Origin of the sequence: Vibrio gallicus (assembly GCF_024346875.1) — a bacterium.
GTDB classification, from domain to species: domain Bacteria; phylum Pseudomonadota; class Gammaproteobacteria; order Enterobacterales; family Vibrionaceae; genus Vibrio; species Vibrio gallicus.
In genome coordinates, this window is sequence record NZ_AP024871.1 from 1746346 (window position 1) to 1768104 (window position 21759).

A 21759-nucleotide genomic window follows, 5' to 3' on the forward strand; every position below is an offset into this window, starting at 1 on the left:
TAATCTTTTCTGACCCTACATTGTATTCGTAACCGCAACTAAATCTAGGGTTTAATGTCGTAAAGATAAAAAAAATGCCTCCCAAGGGAGGCATTTACACAATACTTTAACTAAATCGACTAAGAAGGAAGCTCAACTGCTGTTAAGTCAGTATCTTCAGGGATATTTTTCATCTCCCCTGCAATGATTTCAGCTAGAGGACCTAAGATGATTTGAACGTTATTTGAGCCAAGCTTAACTACGCCCATCGCACCCATATTCTTCAGTTGCCTCTCATTAATCACACTTGGATCTTTCAGAGTTAGACGTAAGCGAGTGATACAAGCATCGATAGTAGTAAGGTTGCTATGACCACCTAGTGCTTTTAGATATTGCTTAGCAAGTTCAGCTGAGTTCTCAGAAACCTTAGAGGTGCTAACGCCATCTTCGTCATCTTCACGACCTGGAGTTTTTAGGCCGAACTTAACAATAACGGTACGGAACACTGTGTAGTAAATCGCGAAGAATACTAGACCTTGTACAATTAGCATGTACCAATTTACAGCTAGTGGGTTTTGGCTTGATAACACGAAGTCAACCAGACCTGCCGAGAAGCCGAAACCAGCCATCCACTGCATTGTTGCCGCGACGTACAACGAGATACCCGTCAATACTGCGTGTAGCAAGTATAGTGGTGGAGCTAGGAACATGAAGCTGAATTCAAGTGGTTCTGTGATACCAGTGAAGAACGATGCCATACCAGCTGCTAGCATAATAGATGCTACTTTCGCTTTGTTTTCTGGCTTCGCAGTATGGTACATAGCAAGTGCTGCACCAGGTAGACCAAACATCATAATCGGGAAGAAGCCCGCTTGGTACATACCAGTCACACCTGGGATACCAGTACCTTCAGCGATAGATTTTGCGCCACCAAGGAAGTTAGGGATATCGTTAATACCAACAACGTCAAACCAAAATACTGGGTACAATGCGTGGTGAAGACCAACGGTTAAGAATAGACGGTTAAAGAAACCGAATAGACCAGCACCAACAGCGCCCATTTGTTGAAGTTGGATACCAAAGCTATTCAAACCATCAAAAATCGGCGGCCAGATAAATAGGAATACCGCAGCTAATACCATACCTGCAATTGAAGTCAGAATAGGAACTAGGCGTTTACCACTGAAGAATGCAAGAGCTTTAGGCAGTTCTACAGTGTGGAATTTGTTATAGATTTCCGCAGATACGATACCTACTACAATACCAACAAACTGGTTACCAATCTTGTTGAATGCTGCAGGAGCTTGGTCTACGTGTAGCATTTGAGCAACTGACGCAGGCGAAAGCAGTGTTGTCAGTACCATGTAACATACAAAGCCAGCTAGTGCCGCTGAACCGTTTTTATCTTTACTTAAACCAAACGCGACACCAATCGCAAATAGCAAAGCCATATTATCAATGATTGCACCACCAGATTTAATCAGGAATGCAGCTAAAACGTTATCTGCCCCCCAACCGGTTGGGTCAATCCAGTATCCGATCCCCATTAGGATCGCAGCAGCAGGCAAAGTTGCTACTGGAACCATTAGCGCCTTACCTATTTTTTGAAAATATCCGAGAACATTCACGTTAGTCTCCCTCCCAGGAAATTATATTAATTCAGCCGTAATCTAGCGTCGCTACACTTTTTACTATGTAGAGAAGCAGATGAAAACTTTTTTTTACTCTCCAATTTAGTTATTTCCATCATAAGCACATAAATTTGCGTCGCAAATTAAAACCCCAAGAAACGTGACGTGGGTCATGGTATATAATTTCAACAACTGATTTTTGTTAGCATGATCATAAAACTTATTTCACACTTAAAATTAACTTAGTTTTTGAGTATACTGCGGTTAACAAAGGTTAATTACCTTAGATTAAAGGTGCATGAAGCCTTATATGGCGGGCACTTTACCCTTACAACAACAGATTTTGTAGTCGGCTATCGCGGGCTATTTACTTTCATCAGGAGCTATACATTATGTATGCGTTAACCAATTGCGTCCTTTTTACTGGCAGTGATACTTTATATCAACACGCTATTGTCATTGATGGTGATCAAATTGTTCAGGTATGCCCTCAACACGAGCTTGCACCTTCAATTGATACTATCGACCTTAATGGTGCCAACGTATCACCTGGCTTTATCGATGTGCAGCTAAATGGTTGTGGGGGCGTTATGTTCAACGACCACATTAATGCCGACACACTACACACCATGCACCTTGCCAACCTAAAGTCTGGTTGTACTAGCTACCTGCCAACACTTATCACCTCATCGGATGATGATATGAAAGCAGCAATTACAGCCCAACGCGATTATTGTGCACGCTACCCTAACCACTCTCTTGGTCTGCACCTAGAAGGTCCTTATCTAAACCTTGCACGTAAAGGCATTCATACCGAGTCTTACATTCGCCAATCCGACGATGATATGATTGATTTTATCTGCCAGAACGCAGACGCCGTAGCAAAGGTTACTTTAGCTCCAGAGCAAAATAACCCAGCGCATATCCAAAAACTGAGCAATGCAGGCATAGTGGTTTCGATTGGTCATACAGCAGCGACCTATAAAGAGGCACGTGAAGGCTTTGCCAACGGCATTACCTTCGCAACTCATCTATTTAACGCGATGACACCTAATACCGTTCGTGAGCCTGGGGTCGTGGGCGCAATCTATGACACACCCGAGGTATACGCTGGCATTATTGTGGACGGACATCATGTAGATTATGCAAACGTTCGTATTGCGAAGCACGTAAAAGGCGACAAACTGGTTCTAGTTACTGATGCCACCGCTCCAGCAGGCGCATCAATGACAGAGTTTAATTTTGTAGGAAAAACAGTCTATTATAAAGACGGTAAATGCGTTGATGCCAATGGCACTCTTGGTGGTTCAGCATTAACTATGATAGAAGCTGTAGAAAACTGCGTTAAATATGTCGGCCTTCCTTTGGATGAAACCCTGCGTATGGCAACTTTATATCCAGCTAAAGCGATTGGAATAGAAAATAAGCTAGGACGCATAAAATCAGGTATGATTGCCAACCTTGCTATTTTTGATAGTAAGTTCAACATGTTAAAAACCGTCGTGAACGGCGAAATTCAATAAGGATAGCTATGACTGGCGAGCAAATTGGTAACGTAGACTTGGTCAAACAGCTAAACGGTGCTGCTGTTTATCGACTCATTGACCAACAAGGCCCTATTTCTCGGATTCAAATTGCAGAACTGAGTCACTTGGCGCCTGCAAGTGTCACGAAGATAACTCGTCAGTTACTAGAATTTGGCTTTATCCAAGAGGTTGCACAGCAAGCCTCAACGGGTGGACGCCGCGCAATATCATTAAAGACCCAAGTTTCCCAATTCCAAACTATTGCAGTTCGGATTGGGCGAGATTACATCCAATTGTCACTGCACGACCTTAGTGGTCAAATATTGGCACAGGATGAATCCTCTATTTCGTACAGTAATCAAACCGAACTGGTTGGGTTGCTGTACGACAAGATAAACCTATTTAAAGCTAGCACCCTAGATCAGGTGCAAAACCTAATTGCTATTGGCGTAATCCTGCCTGGGTTAGTTAACCCTGAGAAAGGTGAAGTCGACTATATGCCTAACACTAAAATCGACCACCTGCCTCTGGCACAGTTGATGATAAAAGAGTTTGGCGTTGAGTGTTTCGTTGGTAATGACATTCGAGCTATGGCATTAGCCGAACACTACTTTGGGCAAACCCAAGACTGTAATGATTCGGTATTGGTTAGTGTCCACCGCGGAGCAGGTTCTGGCATTATTGCCGGTGGTCGAGTGTTCTTAGGCAGTAACCAGAATGTGGGCGAAATCGGCCATATTCAGGTAGACCCTTTGGGTGAGCAATGTCAATGTGGCAATTTTGGTTGCCTTGAAACCATCGCCTCTAACCCTGCAATTATTAAGGGTGTAAAAGAGCGCCTGGCTCAAGGCTATAATTCAACCTTGGCTGAAGAGTCTCACATCAATATAGACACCATATGCAATCACGCATTATCTGGTGATGCACTTGCAACTCAAAGCATCGTGCGAGTTGGTAATCAACTAGGTAAAGCTATCGCTATTGTTATTAATCTGTTTAATCCCGATAAAATAGTAATTGCGGGGCATATTACCAAGGCACACGAGATCTTATTTCCTGCCATCGAAAGAAACGTATCTAGCCAATCCTTAACTGCGTTTAATAAAGGTTTATCGATTGTTGCCTCTTCTCTTGAGCATCAACCGACGATGGGCGCCTTCGCAATTGTGAAGCGTGCCATGTTAAATGGTATATTGTTACAGAAATTGATGGATTCGAATCAATAACGATTACAATCTATGTGCTATTTGTGATTGAATGTGCCCTGTTTGAGTAATTGTTAACAGGGTAATATGGATATAGTTCTAATATGCGTGGCATTTATCGCCGGTTTTGCCGCGCAGCGATGTAATCTGCCGCCTTTGGTCGGCTTTCTTCTTGCGGGCTTTGGCCTTCACGCAATGGGGGTCGAGAGCAATCAAGCCATAGCGAGCATGGCCGATATAGGGGTGACCTTATTATTGTTCACTATTGGACTCAAGCTTGATATCAAAGTCCTCCTATCCAAAGAGATTTGGGCTGGCGCGACCATCCACAACCTTGCATCAACCGCTTTTTTTACTCTTTCTCTGCTCGCTCTTAAAGTCATAGGCGTTAGCGCATTCGCTGGCATGGGTGTCAGCCAACTTATGATTTTGGGCTTTGCTCTCTCTTTCTCTAGTACTGTATTTGCCATTAAAGCCTTGCAAGACAATGGCGAGATGAACTCAGTTTATGGCACGCTAGCGATAGGTATTTTGGTTATGCAAGATATCTTTGCAGTGTTGTTTTTAACCGCCTCTACCGGAAAGATACCGCAGTGGTATGCCATTTTCTTATTTGCCCTCCCCTTTGTCAGACCTCTTTTTTATAAGCTACTTAATAAGCTAGGGCATGGTGAACTTTTAGTACTCGGCGGCATCTTCTTTGCTCTAGTAGTTGGGGCTGGGCTTTTTGAGTTGGTTGGAGTGAAAGCTGACCTTGGTGCTCTGGTAATGGGTATGTTACTCGCTGGACACGCCAAGGCTTCAGAGCTTTCTAAGTCACTATTTAATATGAAAGAGCTGCTGTTAGTCTGCTTTTTCCTAAATATAGGCTTATCAGATCAGCCCACCATCAGTGGCCTAATCATGGCTGTAGTATTTATACTATTACTCCCAGTTAAAGCGGTGTTCTACTATTTTATTCTTGACCGCTTTAAGTTTCGCAACCGCACCTCACTACTCACCTCTCTGACACTATTTAACTACAGTGAATTTGGGCTCATTGTGGGTGGACTTGCATACAAAGAAGGGTGGATATCAAGTGACATCATGGTTTCGATCGCTCTGGCCGTATCCATCTCTTTTGTCATTGCAGCCCCTATTAACCGCTTTAGCAATCAGATATATCGACGCAGTGCCCAGTGGCTGCGAGAAAACAGCGATACCAAGATCAATATTCGAGATCAATTCATCCCGATAGAAGATGCTCAGGTTATGATCTTAGGTATGGGGCGTATCGGCACCGGCGCCTATGACGAATTAGTACGGCGCCACGGCCCGATATGTATCGGCGTCGAGATCCGCGATGATACGGCGTCTCACCATCAGCATCAACATCGCAATATTATATCTGGCGATGTAACCGATTCTGATTTTTGGGAACGCATTCAAGACCTGCAACAGATCGAACTGGTGCTGCTGGCCATCCCAAACAACAAGGGAAACCACTATGCTTTTCAGCAGTTAAAGCAAAGGGGCTATCAAGGTAAGATTGCAGCTATTGCTGAATACTCTGACCAAGTTGAAGAGTTTTTAGATTTGGGCGCCGATGCCGCGTTCAACATCTATCGCGAGGCTGGCAGCGGCTTTGCAACACATGTCTGTGATACCCTAAAACCAGAGTTCACACACAGAAATAGCTAGATAACCAGCGGCCTTTAATTAGGCTGCTTTTCTTTTCTACGATTGACTGTATTTCCATGCCAAGTTTGATGGATAGGCTAAACTTACTTATAAATCAATAATATGAAAAGTACATGACAACCAATACCTTCCTTCAATTTGTAGTAAATGAGAATCGAAGTAAGCTTATCCAGTGGCTGCCGATACTGTGTGGTATCTTTTTATTGTTTGGGCTTTCTATACCCCATATACAATCGACCACCTTTTTACTGAACTCCGTAAACGATGTCCGTTACTTCCAGTTATTCTTGATAATCATAGCGCCAATCCTATGCCTTGCGCTGTGGTATGTGGCCAAGAATAGCCATCAAACTAATCATTCAAACCTGATTTTAATCCTGTGCATTGCAGTTTTGGTGGCCGGCCTACATGCAGTCATGTTGAACCAGTCACATACTTTTGCCCCTATTTCTATTGTATTACTCAGTATTATTGTCAAAGTTATGATTCTAAAGACTGCGGCTATCTGCGTAATCTACAGCACCAGCGTGCTATCAGGCATTGCCGCTATCATGATATTTGAAGGCAACAGGGTGTTAAATAATCATCTACTGTTGTCGATTTTACTGGTGTTCATTTGGCTGATTTATTTAGGAAACGACCATTACATGATGAGAAAAAAGGCTTTTACTCATCAGCAGCAGCAGTGGCGAGCACGGCAAAAAATAACCCTGCAACTTCTAGAACTCAAATCGCAAAAGCAAATGTTACTATCATTAGCTACCCAAGATGCACTAACTGGTACATTTAACCGTGGATATTTTGATAACTCATTAGAGCAAGAATACAAACGAACCCTTCGCAATGGCGCAACCCTAGGGATATTGATTATCGATATAGACCACTTTAAACAAGTGAACGATACCTTAGGCCATCAAGCTGGTGATGCTTTCTTAAAGCAAGTGGCTATCCAGCTAAAACAGACCTTCCTACGCGCTACAGATATCGTTTGCCGCTATGGTGGCGAAGAGTTTGCCATCATAGTACCGGACACCTCCGCTCAAGAACTCACCATACAAGCGAAGCGATTAACGCAAAGTCTTATTGATATCAATCTCCCACACCCAAACGGCAATCCATTAACGGTGAGCATAGGCATAGCTTTAACCAACAGCCCAGTACGCGATACTCAACATTTGATCGCTTTAGCCGATGCAGCCTTATACCAAGTAAAAGAAAGCGGTCGCAATGGATTTAAAATTTCATCCTGAGTATATAAAACAACCAGTCATTAAACTACATTCACTAAAAGCACGCTTTTAATGTAAATTATCTAACCATAAGGCTTGGAAGATAATTAATTACATATAATGGCTTGCTTTTTCTGACTGGGATGGCAAATTGGTTTTATACGATTTAACTGTTTCAAAGGAAATATTATGTGCTCGATTTTTGGAATTCTAGACATTAAGAGTGATGCGGCAAGTTTGCGCCCAATAGCTCTAGAAATGTCGAAGAAACTGCGCCACCGTGGCCCAGATTGGTCAGGTATCTACTCTTCAGAGAAAGCCATACTTGCACATGAGCGTCTTGCTATCGTTGGTCTAAATAGTGGTGCTCAACCCCTTTATAGCCCAGACAAAAAGCTGATCCTTGCCGTAAATGGTGAAATATACAACCATAAAGAGCTACGTGCTCGATATGAAGATAAATACGAGTTTCAAACTGACTCCGATTGTGAGGTTATTTTAGCTCTCTATCAAGATATGGGTGAAGACCTTCTCGAAGAGCTTAACGGTATCTTTGCTTTTGTGCTTTATGATGAAGAGAAAGACAGCTACCTAATTGGTCGTGACCACATTGGTATCATCCCACTTTATCAGGGTCTAGATGAGCACGGTAACCTATATGTTGCCTCAGAGATGAAAGCATTAGTGCCGGTTTGTAAAACCGTAAGTGAATTCCCTCCCGGCGCATACTTAAAATCAACGGATACCCAGCCAACCCGTTACTATGTTCGTGACTGGAACGAATATGCTGCGGTTCAAGGAAACAGCACCAGTAAAAAAGACCTTACTGAAGCCCTTGAAGCAGCCGTAAAACGTCAGCTAATGACCGACGTACCATACGGTGTACTATTGTCAGGTGGACTTGATTCATCGATTACTTCTGCGGTAGCAAAACGCTTTGCAGCGATGCGCGTTGAAGATGATGAGAAGTCAGAAGCGTGGTGGCCACAACTTCACTCATTTGCCGTTGGCCTTGAGGGTGCCCCTGATCTAAAAGCCGCTCGTGAAGTAGCTGACCAAATTGGCACGGTTCACCACGAGATGACCTACACCATACAAGAAGGTCTAGATGCTATACGTGATGTTATCTATCACATTGAAACCTACGATGTAACCACTATTCGTGCTTCGACTCCTATGTTCCTTATGGGACGTAAAATTAAAGCTATGGGTATCAAGATGGTACTTTCTGGAGAAGGTGCTGATGAGATCTTTGGCGGCTATCTATATTTCCATAAAGCGCCTAACGCACAAGAGTTCCATGAAGAAACAGTACGTAAACTATTAGCCCTAAACATGTTTGATTGCGCTCGCGCTAACAAATCATTAGCCGCTTGGGGTGTAGAGGGGCGTGTACCTTTCCTAGACAAAGAATTTATTGATGTAGCAATGCGCCTTAACCCACAAGATAAAATGTGTGGCAACGGTAAGATGGAGAAACATATCCTACGCGAATGTTTTGAGCACTATCTACCTGAATCTATTGCATGGCGCCAAAAGGAACAGTTCTCGGACGGTGTAGGCTATAACTGGATTGATACTCTACGTGAAGTGGCAGAGGAGAAGGTTACGGATAAGCAGATGGAAACTGCACAATTCCGCTTCCCATACAACACGCCAACGACCAAAGAAGGTTATGCGTACCGTGAGATTTTTGAAGAGCTTTTCCCACTGCCTTCAGCAGCAGAGTGTGTACCTGGTGGTCCATCTGTAGCCTGCTCTTCAGCAAAAGCGATAGAATGGGATGAGTCATTTAAAAACAATGCAGACCCATCAGGTCGCGCCGTAAAAGCGGTACATAACGACTCATACTAAGCTCGCTCAAGCTTAAATCGCGTAAGTTGATTAACAAAAAGGGATGCTGATAGCATCCCTTTTTTACTTCTTTTCAATATCCTGATTATCGATATGAACCTCAACTTGCTTGCTGATTAAGGTTACCAATAATATTGAACGCTTTTCTCCATCTGGCTCATGATAGATGGCATCTACACCAGCAAATTGACCGGATGTAATGGTTACCTTAGTACCCTTATCTATAACTTCAGCTTCGGGAAGGGGTACAGTTTGCGTTGGCTCTAACTGTTTAAGGGTATAAACAAGATCCCCTTGCAGCTCCTTAGGATACACTCCGCCACGAACAAAGTCGGCAACACCTCGGGTTGAACGCACCGTGGTAAAACTCGGGCCAATCTCATAGTCAAAACGGACAAACATATAGCCAGGAAATAATGGTTCGTGTGTAATCTTCACATTGCCGCGTATGCATTTTTCTATAGAAACTTGTGGGTAATAGACCTCAACCCCCTGATTCTCCAAATGCATTTTTGCTCTTTGCTGCTCACCTCGTTTGCAATACAGTAAATACCAACGTTTCATATTATTGCCCTTAGCCTTTCACTAATTACAGCTTATCACGTCTTTAACGATTGCACCTAACGGCAGGCAGTCAAAAGCGCTTAAATGGCTAACTCGCCGCGCTTATAGCCTCTACCTTTGAACAAGGGCTGCCATCATCTCAATATGCAGCTCATCGTCATTCAAACAAGGAATATAGTTAAATGAGTGTCCACCAGCGTGCAAAAACTCCTCACGGCACTCTTCAGATATTTCTTCCAAGGTTTCAAGGCAATCAACAGCAAAAGCAGGGGTTATGATATCTAGGCTTGTTACCCCATCTTTGGCTAATTGGTGCAGGGTTTTATCTGTATAAGGTTGCAGCCACTCTTCTCGTCCAAACCGAGATTGGTATGACATTCCAATCTGAGACTCATCTAAGCCTAGCTCTTGAGCTAGTAGCTCGGTCGTTGCCACGCAATGCTGCGGATAGACATCACCGTTGTCAGCATAACGCTTTGGGATCCCATGATAGGAACACAGCAAATAATCAGATTGACCATGCTTATCCCAGCTACTGCGTACAGACTCGGCTAAGGCTTTAATGTAAAGCGGATGCTGATAGTAAGCATCAATTGTGCGCAGTGCCGGAACCAAAGTAAGGCAGCCAAGTGCTTTACCTATTCCATCAACAGCAGCTGCGGTCGTTGTTGCAGAGTACTGTGGATATAAAGGTAATATCACCACTTCATCCACGCCGGCCTGTATTAAGCGCTCAATACCACTTAATAAACTGGGATTGCCATAGGTCATACCTAATTCAACGGGACAGTCTAGCACCTTGGCTAGAGCATCTGCTTGGCGCTTAGAATAAACCAAAAGCGGAGAGCCTTGCTCCATCCATACCTGTTGATAGAGCTTAGCTACTTTTGGCGCTCGAACCGGTAAGATAATACCGTGCAACAAGGGGCACCATAGCCATCGGCTCATATCCACAACGCGTTGGTCATGTAGAAACTGAGAAAGGAATTTTTTAACCGCATGCGATGTCGGTTGATCTGGAGTGCCAAGGTTTACTAATAACACACCGGTCTTGGGTTTGTTTTGCATAACATCCTAAATTATAAGCAATAAAAAGGCGACATTACGTCGCCTAATAGTATCTCTGCTTAAGCAGTATGTCGCAATACTTAAGCCAGTGCTTTTTCTATGTCAGCACTCACTTCTGCAACTTGCTTAGTACCATCAAATTTTAGGTACTGAGTGTTACCCGCCGCTGCTTCTTTACCGTAGTACTCGATAAGTGGTGCAGTCTGCTCATGGTAAACACCTAGACGTGCACGTACGGTTTCTTCTTTGTCATCTTCACGGATAACAAGGTCTTCGCCAGTTACGTCATCTTTACCTTCAACCTTAGGTGGGTTGTATACAAGGTGGTAAGTACGACCTGATGCTAGGTGAGCACGACGGCCAGCCATACGCTCAACAATCACGCTATCAGCTACATCAAACTCAATCACGTAGTCGACATCGATACCCATTTCTTTCAAGCCATCAGCCTGAGGAATAGTACGAGGGAAGCCATCAAGTAGGAAGCCCTTTGCACAATCTGGTTGTGCGATACGCTCTTTGATCAAACCAAGGATGATATCATCAGAAACCAGCTGACCTGCATCAATGACTTCTTTTGCCTTTTTGCCAAGTTCAGTACCCGCTTTGATTGCTGCACGCAGCATGTCACCGGTAGAAATTTGTGGAATACCATATTTTTCCATGATGAACTGAGCTTGAGTGCCTTTACCAGCGCCAGGAGCACCTAAAAGAATGATGCGCATTGTTTATCCTCTTTGAAATTGACCGTATAACGAATGCCACAATATCTAGCTAAACTGCTGATTATGCAGTGGATTTCGGTATAAAGTTAGAATGCTTACAAATTGAGCCCCGAATGTTATCACAAATCGGGGCTCGGTGTTTAATTTTGCTAATTTGACTTATTTTGCCAACAATTGATTTACAGCACTTAAGAACTGACTTGGGTCTTGTAGTGAACCACGTTCAGCCAACATTGCCTGCCCTAATAGCATCTCTACCCAGCGACCAAACGCGATTTCATCTGCTGTATCGGCCATTTGTTTCACAAGTTCATGCTCAGGGTTAATCTCTAAGATGTACTTAACCTCTGGTGCTTCTTGACCTGCAGCTTCAAGCAGCTTAGCCATTTGAGTACCCATTTCGAAGTCATCGGTTACAACAACGGCAGGGGTAGTGGCAAGCTTAAAGGTAGTGCGAACCTCTTTAACACGATCACCTAGGTAATCTTTAGTGCGCTCAACCACCGACTTAAACTCTTCTTCGGCTTCTTTCTGCTTCTCTTTTTCGGCATCGTCTTCAAATTGACTTAGATCGAGACCCGCTTTGGTAATAGATTGGAACGATTTGCCATCAAACTCATTTAAGTAGTTCATCAGCCATTCGTCGATGCGATCGTACATCAGCACGACCTCAATACCTTTAGCCGCAAATTGCTCTAGGTGAGGGCTGTTTTTCGCCGCTGCATAGCTATCCGCAGTTAGATAATAAATCTTATCTTGTCCCTCTTTCATGCGCTCGACATAGCCCGCAAGGCCAACGGATTGTTCCGCACTATCGGTATGGGTTGAAGCAAAGCGAAGAAGATTAGCGATCTTCTCTTTATTCGCCATATCTTCCGCCGGGCCTTCTTTAAGTACTAAACCGAACTCTTTCCAGAACGTAAGGTATTTTTGATCATCTTTATTTGCAAGGCGTTCAAGCATAGTTAGTACACGCTTAGTGCATGCATTACGCAAAGACTGAGTTACCTTGTTGTCTTGTAAGATTTCACGAGAAACATTGAGCGGTAGATCGTTTGAATCAATCAAGCCTTTTACAAAACGTAGGTAAGAAGGCATAAACTGCGCCGCATCATCCATAATGAAGACACGCTGTACGTATAACTTAAGACCACTCTTATGGTCACGGTTCATCATATCCCAAGGGGCTTTCGATGGAATATAAAGAAGGCTAGTGTAATCGTTTTTACCTTCTACTTTGTTGTGGCTCCAAAGTAGAGGATCAGCAAAGTCGTTAGATACATGTTTATAGAACTCTTGGTACTCTTCCTCTTTGATCTCAGACTTAGAGCGAGTCCATAGTGCTTGAGCTTTATTGATCTGCTCCCACTTGCTATCCCCCGTTTCCTTGCCTTCTTCATCAGTAACCTTAGTTAAGATAGAAACAGGGATACCGATATGATCAGAATACTTACCAATTACATCACGCAGGCGCCACTCAGATAAAAACTCTTTACCTTCCTCACGCATATGCAAGGTGATCTCTGTACCGCGCTGCTCTTTTACAATATCTTCGATGGTGTAGTCACCTTCACCAGCAGAGTGCCATTGCACTGCTTGGTCGGCATTTAGTCCTGCAGCGCGAGTACGTACCGTTACTGCATCGGCAACGATAAATGCTGAATAAAATCCAACCCCAAATTGACCGATAAGTTGTGAGTCTTTAGATTGATCTTCAGACAGTTTTGAGAAGAAATCAGCCGTGCCCGATTTTGCGATTGTTCCAAGATGTTCGATAACATCCTCACGGCTCATGCCGATACCGTTATCAGAAACAGTCAGGGTATTGGTTTTTTCATTGAATGACAGCTTAACCCCTAAGTCTGCATCACCTTGATATAAATCTGTATTTGACAGTGCTTGAAAGCGAAGTTTGTCCGATGCATCTGACGCATTTGAGATAAGCTCACGCAAGAAGATCTCTTTATTCGAATAGAGAGAATGGATCATCAGGTGAAGCAGTTGTTTTACTTCAGATTGGAAACCACGAGTTTCTTTGTTCGCAGAGATTGTCTCGCTCATATTAACTCCATTGTAATCAATATTATTAGCGGCCATTTGGCCTGGTAATTAGTTCATAGCTAAGTTTTATTCGAATTTAAACATTCACTTGCTGGAGGTGCATGACTCACTATTCACACCTTGATGAATACAAGTCACCTCAAAACATAAAACCAACAAGCTTTGCCGCCATTCAGGGGACTATAAAAGCTATATAACACAAGAAATAAGGCTTTAAGATGCAAAATCAAGGTCAAAGGTGACAAAAAAAATGTTTTTTAAATAAAAATTTATTATGCTACTAACAATTCATTCTAAAAATGAATTGAAAGCACATTGCGAATGGACAGCAAGTGCAATGCTTAAGGATGTTTTAAAGTTGAAAATCAAAGAAGAACTAAATGAGTAATATCGGTATAAAATACATACTGGCCCAGAAGTATATTTTTGATCCAAACAATAACTCGCTGGTTGAACAACACGCGGAAGATACGATCACACGTTTAGGTAGTAACGAGAGTCGTATTTTAACCTTACTTTGTGACAAGCCAAACGAAGTGATAACTCGTGATCAACTGCATGAATTTGTATGGCGAGATCAAGGCTTTCAAGTCGATGACTCTAGCCTTACACAAGCGATTTCGACCTTAAGAAGAATGTTAAAAGATTCTACGAAATCGCCTCAATTTGTAAAAACCGTACCTAAACGTGGATATCAACTCATTTGTTCAGTTGAGCGCACTACGCCAAGTGCGGTTGTAGAAGAACAGCCTAAAGATATAGTTTTAGAGTCTCCATTGTCGCAAATAGCCAATGGTGCTCAAGCTAATCTAAAAGAATCTAAACCTAAGCCAGAATCAAAGAAATCATCTTTATGGGCGCGTTTAGACATTCAAACACGTGTAATGTTAGCGTTTGCATTAGCTTTACCCATTATCGCTATATTTATCCCTAATTCTGCTCCGTCAGCATTTAGAGATGTTACAAGCGTCGCCGACATTCAGGTGAAGACAATTGAAGGGCATCCTACTCTAGAGCAGTGGCTACCAAGCATTAAAATGTGTGTTGAGAGCTATATTAATGCCTACCCAGATGATTCAGATCCGGTTGAGGTAATTGCGACAGCAAGTCAGGATAACCAACTCTATCTAAACTATATCCATGCTCCAGAATTTACCGACAAGAACAGTACTGTTCGTCTCATTGCAGACCAAAGTGACCTTAGACACATCTGCTCTCCAAAAAAGGAGAACAATAAATGAATAAACGAATAGCAGCGATAATTCTGATCATATCTACCCTAGTAAGTAGCTGGATTTTTTGGGGCAGTGATGTGAAGGTTGAGCAAGTTCTCACATCGCGTGAATGGCAAACCAATATGAACACATTGGTCTACTCAGATGAAGCAGATAAAGCGATTGGTCCGGTAAGTAAGGTTCACGTAACATCCAATGTGAAATATTTACCCAATGGTGATTATATTCGCTCTTCTCGAATGCAGATATTCAATGATGATGAAGAGATCTCTCTAACTATGAATATTGCTGAGTCTGGACGTTGGGAGTTAAGCGATAACTATCTGCTTATTGACCCCAAAGAATTTAAAGATTCATCCACCACTGGTGAATCTCAAGATTTTACTGATGCGCAATTGAGAATGATTAAGCAAGTATTTATTACCGATGCTCAACAAAGCCGTAGAATGGATATTATCAACGATAACTCTATCCTACTGACAAGCCTAGGACACGGTTCTCGAGTACTGGTCTCGACACCATAAAAGTTAGTATCAACTCAACAAAAAGGAGGCTAAGCCTCCTTTTTTTATCGTTAAATATAGGTATCAGCTAACACTTCTCCGTCAAAACTCAATACCTTTAATTCACGTCCATCCAAAATCCCGTAACTGGCAACATTTCCACCTTTAGGTAAGGTTACTGAGCCTGGGTTAAACAAGATGTAATCCCCCATACACTGAGCAACCGGCAAATGTGTATGTCCATGCGCCAGCACGTCCCCACTGTTTAACGGCGGTAATCTATCTTGGTTATACAGATGGCCATGGGTTAGGAATAAACGCTTTCCATCCTCAAGTAAGATTTGTGCAAAATCACTCAATACTGGGAACTCAAGTAGCATCTGATCAACTTCGCTGTCGCAGTTACCACGTACTGCAATGATCTGTTGCTTATATTGATTGAGTAATTCGGCAACCTCTGCCGGGGCATAACCTGCGGGAACCGCGTTCCTTGGCCCATGGTTAAGCACATCCCCTAGAATAATCAGGTGCTGGGCTTCACTTTCATGGAAGGCTTGTAATGCTTTTTTGGTTGAAACGAGGCAACCATGTAAATCTGAGGCGAAAAATAACTTCATAAACAACATTTTGAGTAATTTGGAATGACTCAAAGTTTACCAAGTCACATAATATGAGACCAGTGCTAACGCGTGATTTGTCGAACGTTATCCGAGTTGCAAACCTATCACCATTGTTTCAATCTATACTCTATAAAACCTTACTTCATACCTAAAACTATCAATGAGGGTGAAATGCAGATACTCATGACTGGAGGCACAGGCTTTGTTGGGAAAGCTCTAATTAAGCAGCTTCTGCCTAGCCGCATTACGATATTAACTCGAGACATTGAGCTTGCAAAAAAACAACTCCACCACTTCAATAGCAACTATTTTGAGTTGATCGATTCGTTAGATGAACTGGATAACCTAGACAAATTTGATGCGGTTATAAACCTAGCTGGTGAGCCCATTGTTGAGCGACGTTGGAGCGCGACTCAAAAGCAACGCATCTGCAGCAGTCGCTGGCAGGTAACTGAAAAGCTAGTCGAACTTATCTGTTGCAGTGATACGCCACCCGCGGTTTTTATTAGTGGTTCCGCGGTTGGGATTTACGGCGACCAAGGCAATACTGTGGTCAACGAACAAACCGAATGCCCGACTTCCAACTTTCCATTCCACGTATGCTCACAGTGGGAAGCCATTGCCCTAAAAGCGCAAAGTGAACAGACTCGCGTTTGTCTACTTCGAACTGGCGTCGTATTAGGACTAGATGGCGGCGCCCTAAAAAAAATGCAGCTTCCATATAAAATGGGACTTGGCGGGCCTATCGGAAACGGCCAACAATATATGCCTTGGATACACCTCCAAGATATGGTGTGTGGCATCCAGTTTGTATTGGAAGACGCCAGAGCGTATGGGGCTTTTAACCTCGTTGCCCCTCATCCGGTCACCAATTCTGAATTTAGCCAGCAGCTAGCAAAAACGCTAAAACGCCCTCATTTTCTATTTACACCCAAGTTGATTATGAAACTTCTTATGGGAGAGTCGAGCTGTTTATTACTCGATAGCGTCAACGCCAAGCCAGTAAAACTCACTGAGTTAGGCTATCAGTTTACCTATTCACGCCTGCAGCCTGCACTAAGACAAATATTTAGTCGCTCATAAATACAGTTTATTACTCGACGCCATAAAATTGTAACAAACCAAATGCATAATGATCGTATTCACACTAATGTGTAATTACGGTGTCGAGAACAATATGTCATTTAATCAATTCAATTGGTTGAGTGTGGGGGTAGTGCTACTTGTGATCATTTTGCTGTGATCCCCAACTCAATCCCTGAAAAGGCCAGTATCATTTTTTAATAAATGTACTGGCTTTTTTGTTTATTAATCTCTTGAACTGCGCGCTTTGTTTAGCTAACAAAGACTTGAATTTTCTCAGAACAACCCAATAACATAAACTGTACCTAAACAATCACCAAGAGACTCATAATGCAGGCACAACTTATCGTCGAAATGAACCAAGAGAACTTTCAACAGATCCTTCAAGGTTCAATGGAAACTCCAGTACTGACCTACTTTTGGGCTCCAATGAGTCAAGAGAGCGCAGCTCTCATCCCTCAGTTACAGCAACTCACCCAACAATATGCGGGTGCCTTCACTCTCGCGACATTAAACTGTGAAGCTGAACAAAATATTGCCGCCCAATTCGGTGTTCAAGCCTTACCAACTATCGCTCTATTTAATCAAGGTCAGGCGGTGGATGGACTTGGAGGACCGCAGCCGATCCAAGCTATCCAAGATATGCTCGACAAACACCTGCCAAGCCAAGATGAGCTGAATCTCAAGCAAGCTCTGACCTTGATCTCTGAGTCTCAGCATGCTCAAGCGCTTGCCCTTTTAAATGGCCTAGCTGAAGAACTAAAAGCACAGGGTGAGGTGAAATTGGCAATCGCAGATTGTCTACTTGAAACGCAGCAATATGAGCAAGCAGAAACGGTGCTGCAACACATCCCACTTCAGTACCAAGACAATTACTATAAAGGGTTAGTCGCTAAACTCGAACTGCATGCGCAAGCTGCCAATAGCCCTGAGATCCAAGCCCTTGAACAGCAATTAGCACAGACACCGCAAGATGCTCAAATAGCACATGACCTAGCTCTGCAGTATCAACAGGTTAACCGCAGTGAAGATGCACTGGCATTACTGTGGTCGTTTATTAGCAAAGACTTAGCTAGCCTTGATGGTGAGATGCGTAAGACCTTTATGGATCTTCTATCGGCACTTGGTCAAGACAACAGCGCGGCCAAGCAGTATCGACGCCAACTCTACTCGATTCTTTACTAAGCATTTCAAATAAAGGGGCATATATTGCCCCTTTATTATGTAATAAACCACTTAGCGTTTTGATTTATCGCGCAAAGATTAGCCGCTAAACTATGTCCGGATAATATTTCAGGTATAGTAACTAGATTCATCCATACAAGGAAAAGCACATGGACTCAACTCTCATCACAATTGTGGTATTTATCATACTGGCTGTGGTTTTTATTATGTCTGCGGTAAAAACTGTCCCTCAAGGCAACAACTGGACAGTGGAACGATTTGGTCGCTATACCAAGACCTTAAACCCAGGGCTAAACTTAATTATTCCATTTATTGATACTATAGGTAACAAAATCAATATGATGGAGCGTGTAATGGACATCCCTGCTCAAGAGGTGATATCCAAAGACAACGCCAATGTCACTATCGATGCGGTGTGCTTTGTTCAAGTTGTCGATGCAGCTCAAGCATCCTATGAGATTACTGACCTTGAGCATGCAATTCGCAACCTAACCCTGACTAACATTCGTACTGTATTAGGTTCTATGGAATTGGACCAAATGCTAAGTCAGCGTGACCTTATCAACACACAATTGCTAACTATCGTAGATGAAGCGACCAATCCTTGGGGAGTTAAGGTCACTCGTATCGAGATTAAAGATGTTCAGCCGCCAGCAGATCTAACTGCGGCGATGAACGCTCAGATGAAGGCTGAGCGTAACAAGCGTGCCGAAGTGCTAGAAGCCGAGGGCGTTCGTCAAGCTGAGATATTACGCGCCCAAGGCCACAAACAATCCGAAATCCTAAAAGCCGAAGGGGAAAAGCAAGCTGCTATTCTACAAGCAGAAGCTCGTGAGCGTTCGGCAGAAGCCGAAGCTAAGGCAACTCAAATGGTTTCTGAGGCGATCGCCAAAGGGGATATGCAAGCGGTCAATTACTTTATCGCGCAAGGTTACACCGATGCCCTAAAGAGTATTGGTCAGGCTGAAAATAGTAAGATCGTTATGCTTCCGCTAGAGGCTGCTGGCCTAATGGGTTCAATTGCTGGTGTAGCTGAAATGTTTAAGCATTCTGCTGATAAAGGTGAATCGTGATCGAGCTACTTTCGCAGATCAATTTCTGGCACTGGCTCGCCTTTGGCTTGATCCTGTTGTGCGTTGAGTTGCTAGGTACTGCGGGTTATTTCTTATGGCTAGGCCTATCTGCGTTAATCGTGGGCCTATTATTGTCATTTCTGCCATTAAGCTGGCAAATGCAATTGATGAGCTTTGCCAGTTTTAGCCTTGTCACTACTTGGCTATGGTGGCGCTATCAATCTAAGCGCGATATCAAGTCCCATCAAACATCGACCCTAAATCAACGCTCCAAGCAATTGATTGGTGAAACGACAATCCTTACACAGGCATTTGCTGTGGGTAAAGGACGCATTCACTTGGGAGATACCTCTTGGAGTGCGGTCTCAGAGCAGTCGCTTGCCCAAGGTACTCGAGTCGAAGTATACAAAGTAGAAGGTATAGTGTTACACATTCGTGCCATTGACTGAGGCCGTGAAACTGACCTAAAAAAGGAGAGCTTCACAGCTCTCCTTTTTCACTTATAAAGCAATCTGGTTTTGGGCTATTAGCTCCAATAGATCCGCTTCTGTTCTAATCTCTACACCAAGCTCAGTGGCTTTGGCTAGCTTAGAGCCTGCATTGTCACCTGCAAACAATATATCGGTTTTCTTAGATACACTGCCGGTCACCTTAGCCCCCAACTGTTGCAGTGCTGCTTTAGCGTCACCACGATTAAGCTGAGATAGAGAGCCAGTTAATACAACCGTTTTATCTGCTAATGGTAAGGTACTAGGGTCAGATAGCACTTCAATTTCAGGCCAATTAATACCAAGCTCTAAAAGCTCATTAATGACATCTTGATTACGCTGCTGCGCAAAAAAACTACGTATGTGCTCTGCAACCACAGCGCCTATATCATCAACTTCCAATAGCTGTTCAACACTCGCCTGCTCAATTGCTGGTAAGGTTTTGAAATGCAGAGCAAGATTGGCTGCTGTCGCCTCTCCAACTTCACGTATCCCCAAAGAGAACAAAAAGCGAGCTAAGGTGGTTTGTTTCGCGTTTTCTAGAGCGGTAACCACATTCTGTGCCGATTTTGGTCCCATACGTTCAAGGACAGTAATTCGCCCAGCACTCAATCGAAACAGGTCTGCGGGTGTTTCCACCATCTCTTTATCCACCAATTGCTCAACGACTTTATCACCAAGGCCATCGACATCCATCGCTTTACGAGACACAAAGTGTTTTAGGGCTTGCTTACGCTGTGCCGAGCACACTAACCCTCCGCTACAACGAGTAACCACTTCCCCTTCAGTACGCTCGGTATCGGAGCCGCATACAGGGCAATGTGTAGGATAAACAACGGCCACAGCAGATTCTGGGCGGCGCTCTTTTACAACTGCAGTAATTTGAGGGATCACATCCCCTGCCCGCCGGATAATAACCGTATCACCAATCATAACCCCAAGGCGCTCAATTTCGTCCGCGTTATGCAAGGTTGCATTGCTCACCGTTACTCCACCCACAAAAACAGGTTCGAGCTTAGCCACTGGGGTTATAGCACCCGTTCGACCGACCTGAAATTCAACATCATTGAGGCGAGTAAGTTCTTCTTGAGCAGGAAATTTATACGCAATAGCCCAGCGCGGCGCTCGTGCAACAAAGCCCAATTGCTCCTGCTTGGCTATATCATCGAGCTTAATCACCACCCCATCAATCTCATACGAGAGATCATCGCGACCGTTTAAAATAGCCTGATAATATTCAATGACATCCTGTAGATTAGCAACACGCCTTACTTCAGGACACATTGGCAATCCCCAGGTTTTCAACTCAAGAAAGCGTTGATAGTGGCTACTCGCGAGCGTTCCACCCTCAATAACTCCTACGCTATACGCATAGAACCCAAGTGAGCGGCTAGCCGTGACCTTAGAGTCTAGTTGACGCAAACTGCCCGCGGCAGCGTTACGTGGGTTGGCAAACGGCTTATCCCCGCGCTCAAGCGCACGCTGGTTTAGCCTTTCAAAGCTAGCTTTAGGCATGAATACCTCCCCCCGAACTTCAAGGCGAGTTGGGTAACCCTCTCCTTGTAATTTAAGAGGGATAGCTGAGATAGTACGTACATTCTGAGTAATATTTTCACCGGTTGCACCATCACCACGGGTAGCCGCCTGCACCAAAACTCCGTTTTCATACATCAGGCTTACTGCAAGGCCATCAAGCTTAGGTTCACAACTAAAGTCGCCTAACGCTGTGGTATTAAGCCGGTCTTGCATGCGTTTGTAAAAACTTGCCAGTTCTTGGTCATCAAAGGCATTATCCAATGACAGCATCGCGACCTCATGTGCAACCTGAGTGAAGCCAGACAAAGCTGCGCCACCAACACGTTGCGAAGGAGAATCCACGCTCACTAACTCAGGGTTTTGTGCTTCTAGTTCCAGAAGTTGGCGCATTAGACGATCATATTCCGCATCTGGAATTTCAGGACTGTCCTCTACGTAATAACGCACCGCATGATAATGAAGAGCTTTAGCGAGCTCAGCGTGTTGTTGAAAAATAGTCTTTGGCATAGTCGTA

At 43.6% G+C, this 21759-nt stretch carries 18 protein-coding genes; 11 read left to right on the forward strand and 7 right to left on the reverse strand.

Going from position 1 to position 21759, the window contains the following annotated elements; genetic code table 11:
- Positions 1-119 precede the first annotated feature (119 nt).
- The gene (gene nagE / locus OCU28_RS08080) at positions 120-1607 is read right to left on the reverse strand and encodes an N-acetylglucosamine-specific PTS transporter subunit IIBC (RefSeq protein WP_261815699.1); all 1488 of its coding nucleotides are present in this window, start codon (positions 1605-1607) and stop codon (positions 120-122) included.
- Positions 1608-2002: 395 nt separating this feature from the next.
- Between nagE and nagA the strand changes: the two genes are divergently transcribed.
- From nagA to asnB, 5 genes are all read left to right on the forward strand, one after another.
- Entirely contained in the window at positions 2003-3133 is a 1131-nt protein-coding gene (nagA, locus tag OCU28_RS08085) for an N-acetylglucosamine-6-phosphate deacetylase (RefSeq protein WP_261815700.1), read from the forward strand.
- An 8-nt stretch (positions 3134-3141) separates the two neighbouring features.
- Complete coding sequence (gene nagC / locus OCU28_RS08090) at positions 3142-4362, forward strand: DNA-binding transcriptional regulator NagC (protein ID WP_261815701.1); 1221 nt, start codon at positions 3142-3144, stop codon at positions 4360-4362.
- 66 nt (positions 4363-4428) lie between these two features.
- On the forward strand, positions 4429-6021 hold the full coding sequence (locus tag OCU28_RS08095; RefSeq protein ID WP_261815702.1) for a cation:proton antiporter family protein: 1593 nt from the start codon (positions 4429-4431) through the stop codon (positions 6019-6021).
- 113 nt (positions 6022-6134) lie between these two features.
- Positions 6135-7271 (forward strand): GGDEF domain-containing protein, encoded by a 1137-nt coding sequence (locus OCU28_RS08100; RefSeq protein ID WP_261815703.1) that lies wholly within the window; start codon positions 6135-6137, stop codon positions 7269-7271.
- Between the two features lie 168 nt (positions 7272-7439).
- Positions 7440-9104: an asparagine synthase B gene (gene asnB, locus OCU28_RS08105; protein ID WP_261815704.1), complete on the forward strand. Its 1665-nt coding sequence runs from the start codon at positions 7440-7442 to the stop codon at positions 9102-9104.
- Between the two features lie 63 nt (positions 9105-9167).
- Here the strand turns inward: asnB and rfaH are convergent, their stop codons facing one another.
- The 4 genes from rfaH to htpG all read right to left on the reverse strand — a co-directional run bounded on the left by rfaH (position 9168) and on the right by htpG (position 13522).
- On the reverse strand, positions 9168-9668 hold the full coding sequence (gene rfaH, locus OCU28_RS08110) for a transcription/translation regulatory transformer protein RfaH (protein WP_261815705.1): 501 nt from the start codon (positions 9666-9668) through the stop codon (positions 9168-9170).
- Positions 9669-9779: 111 nt separating this feature from the next.
- Complete coding sequence (hemH, locus tag OCU28_RS08115; protein ID WP_261815706.1) at positions 9780-10736, reverse strand: ferrochelatase; 957 nt, start codon at positions 10734-10736, stop codon at positions 9780-9782.
- 80 nt (positions 10737-10816) lie between these two features.
- Positions 10817-11461 carry an adenylate kinase gene (gene adk, locus OCU28_RS08120; protein WP_261815707.1) on the reverse strand — a complete coding sequence of 215 codons (645 nt, stop codon included), beginning with the start codon at positions 11459-11461 and terminating at the stop codon, positions 10817-10819.
- Positions 11462-11620: 159 nt separating this feature from the next.
- Positions 11621-13522, reverse strand: coding sequence for a molecular chaperone HtpG (gene htpG / locus OCU28_RS08125; RefSeq protein WP_261815708.1), 1902 nt, complete (start codon positions 13520-13522; stop codon positions 11621-11623).
- Between the two features lie 380 nt (positions 13523-13902).
- On the opposite strand from htpG, the gene OCU28_RS08130 reads away from it, so the two are divergent.
- The gene (locus tag OCU28_RS08130) at positions 13903-14763 is read left to right on the forward strand and encodes a winged helix-turn-helix domain-containing protein (RefSeq protein WP_261815709.1); all 861 of its coding nucleotides are present in this window, start codon (positions 13903-13905) and stop codon (positions 14761-14763) included.
- The gene (locus OCU28_RS08135) at positions 14760-15281 is read left to right on the forward strand and encodes a regulatory protein ToxS (RefSeq protein ID WP_261815710.1); all 522 of its coding nucleotides are present in this window, start codon (positions 14760-14762) and stop codon (positions 15279-15281) included. Before OCU28_RS08130 ends, OCU28_RS08135 begins: the two co-directional genes overlap by 4 nt.
- Positions 15282-15331: 50 nt before the next feature.
- Here OCU28_RS08135 and yfcE read toward each other — a convergent pair whose 3' ends face one another.
- Positions 15332-15877, reverse strand: a complete 546-nt coding sequence (gene yfcE / locus OCU28_RS08140; protein WP_261815711.1) for a phosphodiesterase — start codon at positions 15875-15877, stop codon at positions 15332-15334.
- Between the two features lie 174 nt (positions 15878-16051).
- Here yfcE and OCU28_RS08145 point away from each other — a divergent pair, with 174 nt between their 5' ends.
- The 4 genes from OCU28_RS08145 (at position 16052) to OCU28_RS08160 (ending at position 19670) form a co-directional block, all read left to right on the forward strand.
- Positions 16052-16963 (forward strand): TIGR01777 family oxidoreductase, encoded by a 912-nt coding sequence (locus OCU28_RS08145; RefSeq protein ID WP_261815712.1) that lies wholly within the window; start codon positions 16052-16054, stop codon positions 16961-16963.
- 330 nt (positions 16964-17293) lie between these two features.
- Positions 17294-18148, forward strand: a complete 855-nt coding sequence (locus OCU28_RS08150) for a co-chaperone YbbN (RefSeq protein ID WP_261815713.1) — start codon at positions 17294-17296, stop codon at positions 18146-18148.
- Between the two features lie 149 nt (positions 18149-18297).
- On the forward strand, positions 18298-19221 hold the full coding sequence (locus OCU28_RS08155; RefSeq protein ID WP_261815714.1) for an SPFH domain-containing protein: 924 nt from the start codon (positions 18298-18300) through the stop codon (positions 19219-19221).
- A complete protein-coding gene (locus OCU28_RS08160) occupies positions 19218-19670 on the forward strand; it encodes an NfeD family protein (protein WP_261815715.1) in 453 nt (150 codons plus the stop codon). Before OCU28_RS08155 ends, OCU28_RS08160 begins: the two co-directional genes overlap by 4 nt.
- A gap of 51 nt (positions 19671-19721) precedes the next feature.
- On the opposite strand, the gene ligA is transcribed toward OCU28_RS08160, so the two are convergent.
- The gene (gene ligA, locus OCU28_RS08165) at positions 19722-21752 is read right to left on the reverse strand and encodes an NAD-dependent DNA ligase LigA (protein WP_261815716.1); all 2031 of its coding nucleotides are present in this window, start codon (positions 21750-21752) and stop codon (positions 19722-19724) included.
- Positions 21753-21759 lie beyond the last annotated feature (7 nt).